Below are 16928 nucleotides of genomic sequence, written 5' to 3'. Positions count from 1 at the left end.
TCATTAATCTACAAAATGTCGATTGAGGTCTTACTTAGATCTACATTATATTTATGTGATTAGAATCATAATCTAATCGTGTCTATTTTTTCAAATAACCTTCTTTAGTTGTTTGTCTCGCTCTTGCTAATGCTAAACTATCATGTGGCACGTTATCAGTAATGGTAGAACCTGCAGCTATAAATGATCTATCACCTAAAGTAACTGGTGCTACTAAGTTGGTGTTACAACCTATAAATGAATCATTGCCGATGATTGTTTTTGATTTATGCTTACCATCATAGTTTACTGTGATAGAACCACAACCTACATTCGTACGTTCACCAATTTCTGCATCACCAATATAACTTAAATGCGGTAATTTAGCACCTGTTTTCACGACTGATTTCTTAACTTCTACAAAGTTTCCAACTTTAACATTTTCACCTAAGTCTGCCCCAGGACGTAATTGAGCAAACGGTCCAATTGTAGTATTGTCACCTACAACTGATTCGTTAATCACCGATTGCTTAATTGTAACGTTTGAACCTATTTTACTATTAAGAATTTCTGTGTTTTGGCCAACAATGGTATCTTCGCCAATTTCACAACTACCAGCTAATTTCACATTTGCTTCAATTGTAACATCCATGGCGATTTTTACATCTGCACCTATATATGTAGTAGCAGGATCGATAAGTGTTACACCGTTTCTCATATGGAAGTCATTGATACGTTTTCTATAAGCTGCCTCTGCCTCACTTAACATTAGACGATCGTTGACACCCATAATTTCTTCAAAATTATCTGTACGATATATTTCAACCGTTCCTTGTGCTTGTAAAATAAGAGATAAAACGTCAGGTAAATAATATTCAGCTTGGACATTATCATTTTTTACCAATTTCAATTTTTCAAAAAGTAATTTATTATCAAATGCAAAAATACCTGAGCTAATTTCATTGATTTGTTGTTCATCTGCTGTTGCATCTTTCTGCTCTACAATCTTAACTAAATGATCATTGCCATCTCTCACAATACGACCATAACCATATGGATTACTCGTCGTCGCTGATAAAACTGTTGCATCAGCTTGATTGCGCTCATGATGTTCTAATAATGATTTAAGTGTCTCTCCAGTTATTAATGGCGTATCACCACAAACCACTAATGTTGTACCTTGTTCGTCTTTCAAGTGCTCACTTGCCATTTCAACAGCATGTGCAGTACCGAGTTGTTCGTCTTGGAAACTATATAATGATGTATCTCCTAACGTTTCTTTCACGCTTTCTGCACCGTGGCCAACAATGGTCACAAGATTTTCTACTCCAGATTGTTTAACGTTATCAACGACATGTTCAATCATTGATTTGCCCGCAACCTCATGTAGTACTTTGTATTTCTTAGATTTCATACGTGTACCTTTTCCAGCTGCAAGTACTATTGCATGTCTTTGCATGTGTGTAACCCTCCATTAAATTATACACTTCTATATTATTATAATTTAACGCTAGTACCACTTTCAAGGCTCAAAACCCTAATGTTATACAATGGAAACAATTCAAGTTATTTTCTATCAACTTCACATATTCATAATTGTCATCTTTGACTGACACAAATCATCACAAAATGTTTTTCACAAACTGATTTCATACTTTGTGAAAAATTATATATTTTAGATGTCACACCGTTACTAATTTAAATGTCAGTTTTTCAATTATTAAAATAACTTGTAATTATTTAGAATAGTTTTTGATTTATTTGAAAACAAAAAAATATATTTTTGTCACCTTTTCATTATAATAATTTATTTCAATTCTTTATATTCTTATTTTTGAGTAAGACACAAAAAGACCAATCCGTTAGCATACGAATTGGTCTTTTTTATATTAAGATTGAGATCTATGTCCCAAGCCCTTTTTAATTTGATTCATCTTTTATATTAAGCTTCATCATTTGTTTCTTCTGATGATTGAGCATTCTTATCAGGGATAACTTCATCCGTTTCGTCATAAACTTTCATAACCGCATCTTGAATTTCTTGTCTCATTTCTGAATTAATTGGATGCGCGATATCACGAAATTCACCATCTGGTGTTCTTTTACTTGGCATTGCGACGAATAGACCTGAGTTGCCTTCAATCACTCTTAAATCATGTACTACAAATGATTCATCTAGAGTTATTGAAACTAAAGCTTTCATTCTTCCATCTGTTTGTATTTTTCTAAGTCTTACATCTGTCACTTTCATGTAGTGAGCCCCCCTAGTATCTCTTTGTTAGAAGCTTAACAATTTCATCAAAAATTATAAATCCCTTAAATTACTTCACTTCTGCGATTACTTCAATTTCAACTTTTACATCTTTAGGTAATCTTGCGACTTCGACACAACTTCTTGTCGGTTGATGTTTCGCAAAATATTCACCATAAACTTCATTTATATTTTGAAATTCATTCATATCAGCAATGAATATTGTTGCTTTGATTACTGAATCTATATCCGATCCAGCTTCATCTAATACAACTTTTACATTTTCTAAGACTTGTTTCGTTTGTGCTTTCACATCATCACTAACAATTTCACCATCTAAATTTAATGGGATTTGTCCTGATGTAAACACAAGTCCGTTAATGACCGTTGCATGTGAGTATGGCCCCAATGCTTCCGGTGCTTTTGATGTGTTGACTACTTTCATGATGTTGATCCGCTCCTTTAAGTAAATTTAGTTAAACTGTTGCCATTTTCCACTTTAAATTCCTGATTGTATTCATCTACATCAGACAATCTAACTAAGGAAGTATAATCTTCAATTAATCTTTGCTTAACTTCTTTTGATTCTACTAATACGGATACCCCTTTAACATGTGCTTTAAACTCATTCATTAAATTCATTACACCGTTAATAGAACCACCTGCACGCATAAAATCATCCACAACGAGGACATTAGAGTTTTCTGGTAATGTACGCTTAGATAATACCATCGTTTCTATCTTTCTAGTAGAACCTGATACATAATTTATCGAAACCGTAGAGCCTTCGGTTACTTTATTATCTTTCCTTATCACTACCACTGGTAAATTCAATACATTAGCTACTGCATTGGCTAATGAGATACCTTTTGTAGCAATAGTTACAACCGCATCTAACTCTTGATCCATATAAAGCGTTGCAATTAATTTCCCCACCTTATTCAATAAAGTTGGGTTCCCCATTAAATCTGATAAGAATAAATAACCACCTGGTAACAGTCTATCTTTTTCTTGCAGAAGTTCGATAACTTCATCTACGACTTCACTTGCTTCTGCTTTACTCATCTGTGGCTTATATGTAACGCCACCACTAGCTCCAGCGGTCGTTATTACTGTGCCCAACTTTTCTTTTTGAAAAGTAGACTTAATAATTTGTACATCTTCACTGATGGATGATTTTGCTTGCTTAAATTTTTGTACAAAAAACGTTAAAGGTATTAATTTATTGGGGTTATTCATCAAGTATTGTGTCATAAAAACAATACGTTCACTTCTTTTATAGCGCATTTTCTTCATCCCTTCTCACTAACCTAATAATCTTGCAATATAGACTTCATTACAACAACCATTGACTGCATTATATACATGCCTGGCTTGTCGTTCTTTTTGCGTTAATCCATATACGGTTGGACCACTCCCACTCATTACAGCACCATCTGCTCCATTTTCAAGCATATTTTCTTTAATTTTATAGATTTCTGAATACATTTCTCCAGAGATAGGTTCCAATCTGTTTGAAAGACTATTACATAATAATTCATAATTCCCTGTATCCAATGCTTCTTTACAAGTTTCAGTATAAACCTCATGTTCTTGAGTTAAATCTAGCTTTTTAAAAATATCTGGGGAGGAAATGCCTATATCTGGCTTGGCAACAATAACCCATGCCGACGGTGGTTTGTTCATAAACCCAATTAACTCACCTTTTCCTCTACAAAAAGCAGTTTTCCCATATATACAAAAAGGAATATCAGTGCCTATTTGTATTCCTAACTCACATAGTTCTTCTAAAGGTCTATTTAACTTATATAGTCGATTCATTCCTCTCAATGTTGCAGCGGCGTCTGTCGATCCACCTGCAAGGCCAGCTGAAACTGGGATATCTTTATCTATCGTAATCGTCACACCTTGCTGTAAATTATAAGTTTCTTTCATTAACGCTGCTGCTTTGTAGGCCAAATTTTTATTATCGGAGGGAACATAACTTTGCTCTACGTCTACAACTATTTTTTTATCTTTTCGCAGTTCAAAAGATAAACGATCATTAAGATCAATCGTTGTCATAATCATTTCAACTTCATGAAAACCATCATCTCGTTTGAAGAGTGTGTCCAACGTTAAATTTATTTTTGCTGGCGCAGTCTCATAAATCATATTCCCACCCTCTTTCAATTCGATATGGTAATAAAATGATTTTAACATATTGTTATACTTGCGTTATTCTTTTTTTAAAATTTATAAGTTATTTATCCAATTTACCTTACTTATGACTTAAATTAATCTGACATATAAAATAAGCGGTTAATTCCTTATTTTACATTAATATTTTGACGTAACAAAACTATATCTCCTTAATTCTGATGCGCTTTATATTATTTCAAAAAGAAAAAGGTATATTGATGATTATTCACCAACATACCTTTTACTAATCAATCTCATTATTAATGTCTTAAATAAAAATATGGTTGCTTTAACCAAAATTTCAATTTATATTACTGCTATTTAGTGTGCAATTGCTTCTTGATGATTATCATCTTCAAAAGAAACTTGTACGTTTTCTGTTAAAACGTCAGTGTATGTATATGATACACGCTCAAAATTATGAATATCTTGGTCTAGTTCAACAATAAAAACGGATGGGTACGTTTCTTTTAAAACACCGCTACGCTCAATTGTTTTTTTACGACCACCATTCGCTTTCAGTACAATACGGTTTCCTAATTGACAATCAAGTGAATTTTTGATGTCTCCAATAGATTTTGGCATATTGCTCCACCTCGCTACAAGTTGTATAATAACACATTTAGCGCGATTTTGTCAAACAAACATCAATTTTAGCAAGGTGAAACGCAGTTGTCAATCATTTAAAATGCTAATTCTGGGAAATTTTTCAATTCATTATATAATTTTGCAAATTCTTTTATAGAAAGTGTTTCTCCCCGTCTTTTAGGGTTAATGCCACTGGCTTCCAACCAATTCACAATGATTTCTTTATTTGCTTTTCCATCCACAAACAAACTTTGATAATTATTGTTAATGGTTTTTCTTCTTTGTCCGAATGCGGCTTTTGACATTTTGAAAAACTTATCTTCATCGTCTACATCGACAAGTGGTTGATCACGTTTCATTAATTTCACAACGATTGAATCTACGTTTGGTGGTGGTAAAAATACCGTTTTGGGCACAGTCAGCACTTTGCTCGTTTCTGTATAAAACTGTGCGACTATAGAAAGGGAGCCATAAGCTTTCGTGCCTACTTCGGCGTTTAATCGCTCACCAACTTCTTTTTGCATCATAACCACATAACCATCAATCGGTAATTTTTGTTGCATTAAGTTTAATAAAATAGGTGTAGTTATATAATATGGTAAGTTAGCAACAACTAAAATTTGGTCACAATCTGCTAGTTCATGTGTCACATAATGCGCAATATCCGCTTTCAATATATCTTCATTGATTACTGTAACATTGTTATATGGTGCCATTGTTTCATTCAATACTGGTATTAAGCGTTGATCAATTTCAAATGCAATCACTTTTTTTGCACTTTTAGCTAATTGTTCTGTCAATGATCCCATGCCCGGTCCTACTTCAATAACACCTGTTCGTTCATCTATGTGACTGGCATCAATAATATTATGAATAATGTTGACATCGATTAAAAAGTTTTGTCCTAAACTTTTTTTGAAACTAAAACCATAATGATTTAAAAGTGCCTTTGTTCGCGATGGTGTGGCAATATCTTTCATATCCAATTATTTTTCACTTCCTTTATTATCTTTCAAGGCATTTCTAACATCTTCTTCTGTATAACCAAAAGCATTTAACTTGTTAAGTAGTTGTTTGCCGTTAGAATGACCGATATGAAGTTTTCTTCCTAAAATTTCTCTTTTTCTACGCGCGTCTTTACCAATTATTAATCCAAGATCAATCAGAACTTCCTTACTGATACTTTCATGACCCTCTTCGAATGGTGTACTTACATAAATCAAAGCTTCTTTTATGTCTTCAATTTTCGCATGTTCGACACCTATTTTACCACGTTTACTTTTAGCTTTTTCTCGATCAATATAAGCGTGTTTAACCCCTGGAATATATTTTTTTATCGTATTACGAATTTTATCACCTGGGAAATCAGGGTCTGTTAGAACAATGACACCTCGAGTTTCATATGCTTGTGCAATCACATTTAAAGTTTTTTCGTCAATTGCACTTCCATTTGTTTCAATTGTGTCGCAATCCACAGCGCTTTTGACCCGCTCTGTATCATCTCTGCCCTCTACTACAATAAATTCATTTATCTTCATTTATTGTGACACCTTTCGTTTTTACTTCATTTTAGAAAAATTAAAAAGGTATCGGCATAAATTATGGTTACTCTTAGTATTCACTAGACCAACTAAGCCATATTTCAGACCGATACCTTTAAAATAATATCTTTATGCTTTTAATTTAAACAAACGTTCAGCGTTCTCAGTCGTTTGACGACAAACGTCTTCATAGCTAACTTCACGTAACTCAGCAATTTGCTCAGCTACTAAAGTTACACGTGCTGGTTCATTTCGCTTCCCTCTATAAGGATGTGGCGATAGGAACGGTGCATCTGTTTCAACTAATAATCTATCGAATGGTACATGTTTAGCAACTTCTTTAGGCTGTTTTGCATTTTTAAATGTAACAGGGCCTCCTAATGATACATAGAAATTCAATTTATTAATGACATCGTCAGCAATCTCAGGAGAAGCACTAAAACTATGCATAATACCGCCGATTTCTTCTGCATGCTCTTCTTTTAAAATATCCACACAGTCTTGTGTCGCCTCTCTATTATGAATAATAATTGGTAGATTCACACGCTTAGCTAGTGCAATTTGCTTTCTAAAAAGGGCTTGTTGGACATCTTTTGGAGACTTATCCCAATGATAATCTAAGCCAGTTTCACCAATTCCAATAACTTTAGGATGTGCTGCCAACTTTTCTATCCATGCCAATCTTTCTTCTGTGCAATCAATAGCATCTACAGGGTGCCATCCAATAATACCGTATATAAAGTCATATTGATCTATTAACTCCATCGTACGTTCAACGGTTGGTGTATCAAAGCCTACTACAAACATACGATCTACGCCATTATCTCTTGCACGCTCAATAACCGCTTCTAAATCTTCATCGTATTGTTCTGCATTTAAATGAACATGTGTATCGATTAGCATATTAAATCGCTCCCTTTATCTATGATTACTTAATTACTGCACCATTTGGAATTGCATTCGGAAGACTTACCAGTGTAAGTACACCATCTTTTTCAGCAGATAAAATCATACCTTCTGATTTTCGTCCCATTAATTTAGCTGGCTTCAAGTTGGTAACTACCGCAACTTTTTTGCCGATAATATCTTCGGGTTGATAGAACTTGGCAATACCTGAAACAATTTGACGTTGTTCATTATCTAAATCAACTTGGATTTTTAATAATTTGTCAGATTTTTTTACATTCTCAGCATCAATAATCGTTGCTGCTTTGATTTCTACTTTATCAAAATCTTTGATATCAATTTGTGATTTACTAGGTATTTCTGCTTTCGCTTCTTCCACCTTATCTGATTGCATAGATTGCTTAATATATTCTATTTCAGCATCACTTTCTAAGCGTGGGAAAATAGGTTTTGGCTTACTACTTACCATAATTGGCTCGGTTAATGCACCATATTGTTTAATACTGCTAAATTCATATAATTCAGGTGAATTGATATTTAGCTGTTCAAAAATTTGTCTTGGTGCATTTGTTAAGAATGGTCTTAATAACACTGCAATGATACGAATATTTTCTACTAAATGAGCCATAACATTGCCGAGCATTTCTTTCTGGTTCTCATCTTTCGCTAGAATCCAAGGCGTCGTTTCATCAATATATTTATTCGTTCTACTTATAAATTTCCATATTGTTGAAAGCGCTACTGAGAATTGCAAATTATCCATATTTTCATGGAATGTTTTCACAGTATCAAGCGCCAATTGTTCCATTTCTTCATCGAGTTCGTGCTTAGGACCTTCATAAGCTGGTAGTTCGCCATTAAAGTATTTATTAACCATTGAAATGGTACGGTTAACTAGGTTACCTAAATCATTCGCCAAATCATAATTTGTGCGTTCTACGAATCCTTCTGGCGTAAATACACCATCAGAACCAAATGGTAACTCACGCATTAAATAATAGCGTGTTGCATCTAAGCCATAACGATCAATCAACACATTAGGATCTACTACGTTTCCTTTTGATTTACTCATCTTGCCATCTTTCATTAAAATCCATCCATGAGCAAAGACCTTTTTAGGTAATGGAATGTCTAAAGCCATCAATAAAATCGGCCAAATGATAGAATGGAATCTAACAATTTCTTTCGCCATAATATGAATGTCTGCAGGCCAATATTTTTTAAACAAGCTATCATCATCTGATAAGTAGCCAAGTGATGAAATATAGTTTACTAGTGCATCAATCCATACATAAACCACATGTTTCGGATTCGATTGAACATGGATTCCCCAATCGAACGATGTACGAGATACTGCTAAATCTTCTAATCCTGGTTTGATGAAATTATTAATCATCTCATTTTTACGAGATGGTGGTTGAATAAAATCAGGATTTTCATCATAAAATTCTAATAAGCGATCAGTATATTTAGATAAATTAAAGAAATAGCTTTCTTCTTTTACCAATTCTACTTCGTGTCCAGAATCAGGGCTTTTACCTCCGACAATTGCACCGTTCTCATATACAGGATCAACAAGTTGTGTTTCAGTATAATACGTTTCATCCGGTACAGAATACCAACCCTCGTATTCACCAAGATATATGTCACCTTGCGCCAATAAGCGTTCAAATATTTGTTGTACAACTTCTTTGTGACGTGCTTCTGTTGTACGAATAAAGTCATCATTGGATATCTCTAATTTTTTCCATAACGCTTTGATGCCTGAAATCATTTCATCTAAATAATCCAATTCTGATTTCCCTGCTTTTTGCGCTTTTTCTTGTATTTTTTGACCATGTTCATCCGTTCCTGTTAAATATCGAACATCATAGCCTTGCATTCTTTTATAACGTGCGATGACATCACCAGCTGTAGTTGTATATGCATGACCGATATGTAAATTCCCACTCGGATAATATATAGGTGTAGTGATATAAAATGTTTCTTTCGCCATCAATGTTCCTCCTCGTTTCTCTCACTTTAAATATATCTAAATTTATTTTTATTTTCAATGAAGCAGATAAGTGTTCATTTTATATTTATTAATCATTTTAATACGTTTGATGTAGTATAAAATTAAGTATTTGTCCCTCGTCTATTTCCACTCATTTTACAACACGATAAATACTCTCTATCTTATCTACATTACCATAAATCAAGCTTGTTATGGGAATTTTTCACTTGATTTTATTGATAAAATTTCAAAAAATCTATTCTTCTATTTTCTTTTTAACGCTGAGATTTGTTAGTCTAATTTTATACATTGTGATATATATCATATACTTCACTTGTCTTCATTTGTCTTTCTTCAGCAACTTGTTTAATCGCTGCTTTAGGTTTCATATTTTTATTAATGTAGTGCTCAACGTGTTCATGTATCGACATATCTTCAAACCAAGAGGTATCTTCTATTGCAATGTCCCCTTCAATAATGATGACAAATTCACCTTTTGTAAGTATGTCGCCTTCATCTAGTTTCATTAGTAATTTTTCAACTTTGTCCGTGATAATTTCTTCGAATTTTTTTGTTAATTCCCTACCTATTGACACATTTCGTTGCGCATCTATTTTATAAATTGCCTTTAATGTATCTTTAACACGGTGCGGTGATTCATAAATAATCAATGTACTATCTTGAAACATGCGTTGTTCTAACAAATCATATTTTGCCTTTTCTTTCCTTGGTAAAAATCCAAGAAATGTGTATGTAAAAGAAGGTAATCCACTTGCCATTAATGCAGTCAAGCCAGCATTTGGTCCCGGTACAGTCTCAACTCTGATTCCATTATTTCTTGCAGCTACAACAAGTTCGTATCCAGGATCACTTATCAAAGGTAGGCCAGCATCTGACACTAACACAATATCAATCCCTTCCTGTAATTGTTGGATTAAATATTCTGTCTGCTGCGCTTTATTATGGTCGTGATAGGATTTCAACGGTGCATGTATATCATAATGTGCACAAAGCTTTTTTGTCACTCGTGTATCTTCACATGCAATCAAGTCTACTGTACGTAATATATCAACTGCTCTATATGTAATATCAGATAAATTTCCAATCGGTGTGCCTACTAAATACAATATCGCCATACTTCTACCCCTCACTTATCAACTGTAATTTTTTCTCTCTGGTAAATGTTTTGATTTCATATTCCCGCTTCAAAGCTTCTGATTTAGTATTAAACATTTCTTGATAAACTAACTCTACCGGCCGTCTTATTTTAGTATATTTAGCACCTTGACCGCTATTATGTTTTGCTATTCTTTGTTCTATATCTTTTGCATAACCTGTATATAAACTTCCATCTTTACATCTAACGATATATATATAATGCTTATCCATAATAGATTTCTCTCATTTCTTCTGAATATGTTCCATCTTCATTATAAATATAGAATGGTTGCTGTATGTCTAACCCTTGGTTACCACCTTTTCGTCCTTCAACTACAATTGTTTGTGCTACTTTACCCGGCTTACTATAAATAAAATAAAGCTTTTTAGGTTCTATGCGATAATGTCTCATACTGCTTAAGACATCCATAAGACGGTCAGCACGATGCACAATTAAAAATCTTCCGCCTTCTTTCAATAAGTGTCGTGCTTCAAAACAACAATCATCCAATGTACACATTATCTCATGTCTAGCTATTTTATGTGCATCTTTTTGATGTTGAAATTGTTGATTGACTTTAAAATAAGGCGGATTGCATGTAACAAGACTATACTGTGCTGGTTTAAACGTATGATGTGCTTGCTTCAAATCCATATGATACATATGAATTCTATCGGTTAGATGATTATGAACAATACTTCTTTTCGCCATGTGCACTAATTGTTCTTGTATTTCGATACCTTCAATAAACTGATTACCTTTATGAGATAACAGTAAAGGAATAACGCCATTACCGGAACATAAATCCATAATAACGTCCTTTTTCTTTATTTTTGTAAAATGTGCGAGTAACAAAGCATCCGTTGAAAATGAAAAGACATCATCATTTTGTATAATTTCTAATTTCTCTTTTAGTAAAAAATCATACCTTTCATTTTGCAATAACATTTTTGTAACCTCCAAAAAAGAGGATGAGCCTACGATGCTTCGCTAATGAAGCCTATCGCTTTTCTCATCCTCAACTCCATATTTTTTATTTGTATGAAAAACATTGATACTATTCACTTAGTACTTCAAGACAAAACAAACAGTCGTCGCCTTTTCTATGTTTCCCAAATAGCTCTCCGTTGCATATATGAAAACCTTCTTTATATAACATTGCTAAATTATCTTTGCTACGTAATGGGCGTTTAGGTTGATCTTTTTTACCGTTTTCTATTTTCTTAGTTTTTTCTTCTTTATCTATTAATGTTTTTAAATTCTCATTTTCGATTTGTAAGGCGACATTTTCTTCAATTAATTCTACTGTAAGATTTTTTAAATTTAACATGTCACGATTAATTTGATTAATGTTTTCCTCTAAATGAGCTAGATTTTCAAATATGTCGCTTCGATTCAATGTTGTCACGGCCTCCTACTTTAATGTTTCTAATTCTTCCATTTTATATTCTAATGGTTGCTCAAGACCCTCTACTTTAACTTGCATAGAGATATCTAAAATATTCAAGCCCACAACTTTACCATTACCTTCTGGTGTTTCAATGACATCTCCAACATCTGGTAACTGAGCTCTCGCTTCTTCATAATAATCATTTTCATATTTTAAACAGCACATAAGACGGCCACAAGCACCAGAAATCTTTGAAGGATTTAGCGATAAATTCTGATCTTTAGCCATCTTTATCGAAACTGGTTCAAAATCCCCTAAAAAAGTAGAGCAACATAACGAGCGACCACAAGGTCCAATGCCCCCTAATAATTTCGCTTCATCTCTAACGCCAATTTGTCTTAATTCTATTCTTGTTCTCAGCTTTTGAGCTAAAACCTTCACTAACTTTCTAAAATCTACACGCTCATCTGATGTGAAATTAAAAATAACTTTCGATTTATCTAAAGTAAATTCACAATTCACTAGGCGCATATCTAAATCCTGTTGTTGAATGATATCTTTGCACAAATTCAAAGCATCTTTAGCATCATATTCATTTTGTTCATATTGCATAATATCTTTTTCAGTAGCCTTACGAACAATCTGTTTTAATGGCAACGCTACATCTTCATCAGCTACATTTAATGGTTCATACTTCACTCGTCCAACTTCTAATCCTCGCTTTGATTCGACGACAACCCAGTCGCCCAAGCCTAAGTCAAAATTTTGCGGTGCATAATATTCCATTTTGCCTGAGTGTTGAAAGTGTATGCCTACTACATTTTGCATAATTATTTCACCCCTTTTATGACGATTTGTTCAAATACTAATGTTGGATTTACATTTTGATTTAATTTTTTATGTGCTTCTGTTAACTGATCAAACATTAAAACAATCTGATTATATGATAAATCTTGTGCGTATTGTTTAATTTCAACCTGTAAATCTTGGAATATCATTGCTTCTTCTAATCCTACTTTAGCATGCATAATATCTTCAAAGAAACTGTTAACTGCTGCCAACGACAATAACTGTAAACGTCTGTTTTTAGCTTGTTTTAATAAATCGACAACTGCTATTAATGCCATTGAACGGTTTTTTAATATTAACTGACACCATTTGATGATACTTTTGCGCAAAGCCATTAAATCTGAGTCTTCGTTTAACGCAACTGCAGTCTCTATCTGTGTTGTATAGGCACTTAACAATTCCGCAACAGGTCGAGTGATTTCTCGCTCAACTAATCTATCTATAAAATTCAATTTATTAATTGGTTTAAAATAAACATGTTGGCATCTTGAGTGTATCGTATCTAAAATTTGCTCTGGTTTTGTAGTTAATAAAATGGCAATGGTATTATCTGGAGGCTCTTCAAGAAATTTTAGTATACTATTTTCACCTTGAATGGTTAATTTTTCAAAGGATTCTATAATATAGACTTTATAATTTCCTTCAATAGGTAATTGATTCATATGATGCACTAATTGCTCTATTTGATCTTTTTTAATTGTTGTTTCCTCAGAAGACACATACATAAAATCTGGATGATTAAATGTTTCTACTTTTAACTGACATTGATCCTCTCCACCACATAAAATCATTTTAGAAAAATCAATCGCAACTTGTTGCATTGTCTGTCCATCGTCACCTTCAAATAAATATGCATGCGATAATTTATTAGATTGATATGCTTTTGTCAGTCTTTCTAGTTCATCCATGTTAATGTTGCTCCTTTATATAAAAAGGCTGCTAATACATAGTGCCTTTACGAATTACATTTAGCATTAACTAATCAAATAGCAACATGTAAGTCGAAAAGTTACCATATACAGCAACCATGTTTTTAGAATTGATGGAAAGCTTCTACTGGCATAACAAATACCGTTGCTCCGCCAACTTCCACTTCAACTGGATAAGGTATATATGAATCAGCACTTCCACCCATCGGGGTAATCGGCGATACAAGTTGTTCTCTATTTCCACAAGTATCATTAATAACCTGTAGCATTTCATCGACACGATTATCTTCTACACCTGATAAGAAAGTTGTATTGCCCGCTCTTAAAAATCCACCTGTTGTTGCAAGTTTTGTCGCTCTAAAATTATGTTTAACAAGTTTGTCTGAAAGTTCCTGACTATCCTGATCTTGTACGATTGCTATAATCATTTTCATACTAAACACCTCTTTTGAATATTATATCATAATTTTTCTAAATAATTGGTGATAGATTCATACGTAGCATCCACTACTTTATCTATACTTTGATCCGCATTAATTACAATAAAGCGCTCAGACTCATTATGAATAATCTTTTTATAACCTTCAACTACTTTTTCATGAAATTTTACATCTTCTTGATCTAATCGATTTTGATTTCTTTGATTTTTTAGTATTCGCTCTCTACCAACTTCGACACTAACATCTAGATAGATTGTTAAGTCTGGATATAATCCATTAATAGCAAATTCATTAATAGATTTAACTTCTTCTATACCTATACCCCTTGCATACCCTTGATATGCTAATGAACTATCAATATAACGATCACATAGAACAATATGATCATTATCTAATGCTGGAATAACTTTACCTACGAGGTGTTCCCGTCTTGATGCAGCAAATAATAATGCTTCAGTACGGTCATCCATATCTTCTCCCTCTAACAATACTTCTCTTATTTGCTCTCCTGTCTTCACGCCTCCTGGCTCTCTTGTAAGTACGATATTATACTCATGTTTGAGTTTTTCTGCAACTTGTTGTATTACAGTTGTTTTTCCAGAACCTTCTGGCCCCTCAAAAGTTATAAAAGCTGACATCTTATTCATCCTTAATTTCTATTTTAAAATTTTTTATTCCTTCTACTCTTTGTTGCTGTTCACACCAATAATTCATTAATTTTACCATATCTTCTGTGATTTTTTCTCCTTTAAACATTATTGGAATACCAGGAGGATACGGCACAATGTGATTAGCTAATATTTTATTTTCTGCATATTTAATGTCTATTTTCCGCACATTATGTATTTCGCCACCATAATACATACTACTCCCCGTTCTATACGGTACGCTGACATTTATATCGTGCTGTCTTTCTACTAATTGAACCTTTTCAATCCTTGATAGTAATTCATCAAACGGGAATTGATCACCTTCATGCCACAACGGCAAGACCATTAACACTTGAAAGTCATCAGCCAATTCAACATAAATATGGTGTGCTTCAAAGTATGATTGTAATTCGTAACCATGATACCCTCTACATCTTACATTTAGTTTTAGTGGGTCATCAACCTCAACAATTTCGAACCCTTTGTTTTCCAATTGTTGAACCAATTGTTCTCTCTTTTGAAAAAAGTATTCGCTATGATAGTCGTCATAAAATTTTTGTGCCAGTTCTAGGCTACTCATTAATAAATATGATGGACTAGAAGATTGAAAATAGGATAAATATCTTATGACTGCTTCTCGACAAGGTGCCTTTTTATGAATAAATATCACTGAACTCATCGTTAGCGATGGCAGTGTTTTATGATATGACTGCACAACATAATCCGCGCCCATGTTCAATGCCGTTTCTGGAAAATGTTCAAATCCTAGATGTGCACCATGAGCTTCATCGATTAGCATTGGTATTTTCAAAGTTTTTAAAAGTTCTGTAACAGTTTTTATATCAAAACATTCACCATAATAATTAGGATAAGTAAACACTGCTAGTTTACTATCTTTCACTTGATCATATAATGACGTTTTGTCAGGCCCTAGATATTGATTCGTAGCGTCACTGATATCCATTTTTAATAATTGTGCCTTTGCCTTTATTAAATCTAATGCATGAAATACAGACTTATGTACATTGCGCGCTATCGCATATTCACCATTTTTTGAAGAAAACGCTTGAATCACTGACAATATTCCTGAAGTAGTACCATTCACTAAATAATAAGCATCATAATCAGGGTGTTTGTCAACATTCTTCATGCTTTCAGCTATTACTGACTCAGGAGAATGTAAGTCATCAAGTCCTGTAATTTCTGTCATATCCATTTTAAAATCCAATTGATTCAAGTACCCAATAGTCATATTTTTATGTCCAGGTACATGTAATGAAATAGGTTCTTCAGCTAATAGTCCTTTCAATTTATGTAACAACGATTTGCTCATGCTTATCCTCGCTTTTCAATTCAATATTTCTTGTTTCATTACAATTCCACTATATAAATAATAAAATTAACATTACCTTATAAAACAGTATAACGTTGTAATCTTCTACATTTTAACATAATAATATAAAAAAATGCGTGCACTTAAAAACCATAGTTTTAAAGTATCACGCCTTTATGAATTAATGATATTGATACATGAACTTAACTCATTCTGTTAAAATTCTTTTTATGCAAAAAAGACCCTTTCGGGTCTTGATTGCCTGTAAAGTCACACTTCTTAATTTTAATTTTTACCTTTCACACTTATATATCTTATGAATTTACATGTTATTAGAATAGTGTGACTTATACATGAGCTTTAGCTCATGTATTCCTCTTTACCTACTCTTGTGGAACGTAAGTCAGCTACCTTCGGCGCTAAGCAGCTTTCCTGACTTCAGACAAGCGCTCGTAAAGTACCACTCTCAATTTATTGAGATAGCGGTACTTATGCATGAGTTTTTGCTCATGCATTCCTTTTACTATTTCACGCTTTCCTCACTCACTTACCGCTTGTAAGCTCGTTTCGTCTCTCGTTTACTTCGTCAGCTTCAAACGCTTTCTTTTGTCAGTTTGCAGTTCTTCGAACTGGGAAGTTAAGCTCCTTTTATGTAAAAAAAAGAGACCTCTCTGTCTTGTCTCATCGCATCCTATTTACTTGACTGGCAACGTCCTACTCTTGCGGAACGTAAGTC

Annotated in this window: 19 protein-coding genes; all 19 read right to left on the bottom strand. The window is 33.4% G+C overall.

Annotation, left to right across the window (positions count from 1 at the left end; all coding sequences use genetic code 11):
• Positions 1-82: 82 nt before the first annotated feature.
• The 19 genes from glmU to KA814_RS08995 all read right to left on the bottom strand — a co-directional run bounded on the left by glmU (position 83) and on the right by KA814_RS08995 (position 16192).
• Entirely contained in the window at positions 83-1438 is a 1356-nt protein-coding gene (glmU, locus tag KA814_RS09085; RefSeq protein WP_064209948.1) for a bifunctional UDP-N-acetylglucosamine diphosphorylase/glucosamine-1-phosphate N-acetyltransferase GlmU, read from the bottom strand.
• 483 nt (positions 1439-1921) lie between these two features.
• Positions 1922-2230 carry a septation regulator SpoVG gene (spoVG, locus tag KA814_RS09080; protein WP_019467718.1) on the bottom strand — a complete coding sequence of 103 codons (309 nt, stop codon included), beginning with the start codon at positions 2228-2230 and terminating at the stop codon, positions 1922-1924.
• Positions 2231-2300: 70 nt separating this feature from the next.
• Positions 2301-2675 carry a RidA family protein gene (locus tag KA814_RS09075; protein ID WP_119505717.1) on the bottom strand — a complete coding sequence of 125 codons (375 nt, stop codon included), beginning with the start codon at positions 2673-2675 and terminating at the stop codon, positions 2301-2303.
• Between the two features lie 17 nt (positions 2676-2692).
• Positions 2693-3517: a pur operon repressor gene (purR, locus tag KA814_RS09070; RefSeq protein WP_046206559.1), complete on the bottom strand. Its 825-nt coding sequence runs from the start codon at positions 3515-3517 to the stop codon at positions 2693-2695.
• 18 nt (positions 3518-3535) lie between these two features.
• Entirely contained in the window at positions 3536-4384 is an 849-nt protein-coding gene (ispE, locus tag KA814_RS09065) for a 4-(cytidine 5'-diphospho)-2-C-methyl-D-erythritol kinase (RefSeq protein WP_046206560.1), read from the bottom strand.
• Between the two features lie 348 nt (positions 4385-4732).
• A complete protein-coding gene (gene veg / locus KA814_RS09060) occupies positions 4733-4996 on the bottom strand; it encodes a biofilm formation stimulator Veg (protein ID WP_019467722.1) in 264 nt (87 codons plus the stop codon).
• Positions 4997-5094: 98 nt separating this feature from the next.
• Entirely contained in the window at positions 5095-5979 is an 885-nt protein-coding gene (gene rsmA, locus KA814_RS09055; RefSeq protein ID WP_169926878.1) for a 16S rRNA (adenine(1518)-N(6)/adenine(1519)-N(6))-dimethyltransferase RsmA, read from the bottom strand.
• A 6-nt stretch (positions 5980-5985) separates the two neighbouring features.
• A complete protein-coding gene (gene rnmV, locus KA814_RS09050) occupies positions 5986-6537 on the bottom strand; it encodes a ribonuclease M5 (RefSeq protein WP_046206562.1) in 552 nt (183 codons plus the stop codon).
• Positions 6538-6669: 132 nt separating this feature from the next.
• The gene (locus KA814_RS09045; protein ID WP_046206563.1) at positions 6670-7443 is read right to left on the bottom strand and encodes a TatD family hydrolase; all 774 of its coding nucleotides are present in this window, start codon (positions 7441-7443) and stop codon (positions 6670-6672) included.
• 25 nt (positions 7444-7468) lie between these two features.
• A complete protein-coding gene (gene metG / locus KA814_RS09040; protein WP_203265312.1) occupies positions 7469-9442 on the bottom strand; it encodes a methionine--tRNA ligase in 1974 nt (657 codons plus the stop codon).
• A gap of 302 nt (positions 9443-9744) precedes the next feature.
• Entirely contained in the window at positions 9745-10578 is an 834-nt protein-coding gene (gene rsmI / locus KA814_RS09035) for a 16S rRNA (cytidine(1402)-2'-O)-methyltransferase (protein WP_210122724.1), read from the bottom strand.
• 4 nt (positions 10579-10582) lie between these two features.
• Positions 10583-10831, bottom strand: a complete 249-nt coding sequence (locus KA814_RS09030) for a GIY-YIG nuclease family protein (protein WP_046206566.1) — start codon at positions 10829-10831, stop codon at positions 10583-10585.
• The gene (locus KA814_RS09025) at positions 10824-11549 is read right to left on the bottom strand and encodes a tRNA1(Val) (adenine(37)-N6)-methyltransferase (protein WP_046206567.1); all 726 of its coding nucleotides are present in this window, start codon (positions 11547-11549) and stop codon (positions 10824-10826) included. The genes KA814_RS09030 and KA814_RS09025 overlap by 8 nt, the downstream gene beginning before the upstream one ends.
• A 109-nt stretch (positions 11550-11658) precedes the next feature.
• Positions 11659-12000, bottom strand: coding sequence for a DNA replication initiation control protein YabA (gene yabA, locus KA814_RS09020; RefSeq protein ID WP_046206568.1), 342 nt, complete (start codon positions 11998-12000; stop codon positions 11659-11661).
• A 15-nt stretch (positions 12001-12015) separates the two neighbouring features.
• Entirely contained in the window at positions 12016-12819 is an 804-nt protein-coding gene (locus tag KA814_RS09015; protein ID WP_046206569.1) for a PSP1 domain-containing protein, read from the bottom strand.
• 2 nt (positions 12820-12821) lie between these two features.
• Complete coding sequence (locus KA814_RS09010; RefSeq protein WP_064209943.1) at positions 12822-13748, bottom strand: DNA polymerase III subunit delta' C-terminal domain-containing protein; 927 nt, start codon at positions 13746-13748, stop codon at positions 12822-12824.
• Positions 13749-13873: 125 nt separating this feature from the next.
• Positions 13874-14203, bottom strand: coding sequence for a cyclic-di-AMP receptor (locus KA814_RS09005; RefSeq protein ID WP_046206571.1), 330 nt, complete (start codon positions 14201-14203; stop codon positions 13874-13876).
• Positions 14204-14229: 26 nt separating this feature from the next.
• Positions 14230-14847 carry a dTMP kinase gene (gene tmk, locus KA814_RS09000; RefSeq protein WP_107360196.1) on the bottom strand — a complete coding sequence of 206 codons (618 nt, stop codon included), beginning with the start codon at positions 14845-14847 and terminating at the stop codon, positions 14230-14232.
• 1 nt (position 14848) lies between these two features.
• Positions 14849-16192, bottom strand: a complete 1344-nt coding sequence (locus tag KA814_RS08995) for an aminotransferase class I/II-fold pyridoxal phosphate-dependent enzyme (protein WP_070039618.1) — start codon at positions 16190-16192, stop codon at positions 14849-14851.
• Positions 16193-16928 lie beyond the last annotated feature (736 nt).

Source organism: Staphylococcus sp. GDY8P196P (assembly GCF_017891705.1).
GTDB classification, from domain to species: Bacteria; Bacillota; Bacilli; order Staphylococcales; family Staphylococcaceae; genus Staphylococcus; species Staphylococcus ureilyticus.
The sequence above is the reverse complement of the archived record's forward strand: the minus strand, read 5'-3'. Positions and strand labels throughout refer to the sequence as shown.

Excerpts from the sequence above, each read along its gene's own strand:
- glmU (WP_064209948.1), bottom strand. The coding sequence starts at position 1,438 with ATGCAAAGACATGCAATAGTACTTGCAGCTGGAAAAGGTACACGTATG.
- KA814_RS09025 (WP_046206567.1), bottom strand. The coding sequence starts at position 11,549 with ATGTTATTGCAAAATGAAAGGTATGATTTTTTACTAAAAGAGAAATTA.
- spoVG (WP_019467718.1), bottom strand. The coding sequence starts at position 2,230 with ATGAAAGTGACAGATGTAAGACTTAGAAAAATACAAACAGATGGAAGA.
- rsmA (WP_169926878.1), bottom strand. The coding sequence starts at position 5,979 with ATGAAAGATATTGCCACACCATCGCGAACAAAGGCACTTTTAAATCAT.
- KA814_RS09045 (WP_046206563.1), bottom strand. The coding sequence starts at position 7,443 with ATGCTAATCGATACACATGTTCATTTAAATGCAGAACAATACGATGAA.
- rsmI (WP_210122724.1), bottom strand. The coding sequence starts at position 10,578 with ATGGCGATATTGTATTTAGTAGGCACACCGATTGGAAATTTATCTGAT.
- KA814_RS09075 (WP_119505717.1), bottom strand. The coding sequence starts at position 2,675 with ATGAAAGTAGTCAACACATCAAAAGCACCGGAAGCATTGGGGCCATAC.
- purR (WP_046206559.1), bottom strand. The coding sequence starts at position 3,517 with ATGCGCTATAAAAGAAGTGAACGTATTGTTTTTATGACACAATACTTG.
- rnmV (WP_046206562.1), bottom strand. The coding sequence starts at position 6,537 with ATGAAGATAAATGAATTTATTGTAGTAGAGGGCAGAGATGATACAGAG.
- KA814_RS08995 (WP_070039618.1), bottom strand. The coding sequence starts at position 16,192 with ATGAGCAAATCGTTGTTACATAAATTGAAAGGACTATTAGCTGAAGAA.
- veg (WP_019467722.1), bottom strand. The coding sequence starts at position 4,996 with ATGCCAAAATCTATTGGAGACATCAAAAATTCACTTGATTGTCAATTA.
- KA814_RS09030 (WP_046206566.1), bottom strand. The coding sequence starts at position 10,831 with ATGGATAAGCATTATATATATATCGTTAGATGTAAAGATGGAAGTTTA.
- KA814_RS09005 (WP_046206571.1), bottom strand. The coding sequence starts at position 14,203 with ATGAAAATGATTATAGCAATCGTACAAGATCAGGATAGTCAGGAACTT.
- metG (WP_203265312.1), bottom strand. The coding sequence starts at position 9,442 with ATGGCGAAAGAAACATTTTATATCACTACACCTATATATTATCCGAGT.
- ispE (WP_046206560.1), bottom strand. The coding sequence starts at position 4,384 with ATGATTTATGAGACTGCGCCAGCAAAAATAAATTTAACGTTGGACACA.
- KA814_RS09010 (WP_064209943.1), bottom strand. The coding sequence starts at position 13,748 with ATGGATGAACTAGAAAGACTGACAAAAGCATATCAATCTAATAAATTA.
- KA814_RS09015 (WP_046206569.1), bottom strand. The coding sequence starts at position 12,819 with ATGCAAAATGTAGTAGGCATACACTTTCAACACTCAGGCAAAATGGAA.
- tmk (WP_107360196.1), bottom strand. The coding sequence starts at position 14,847 with ATGTCAGCTTTTATAACTTTTGAGGGGCCAGAAGGTTCTGGAAAAACA.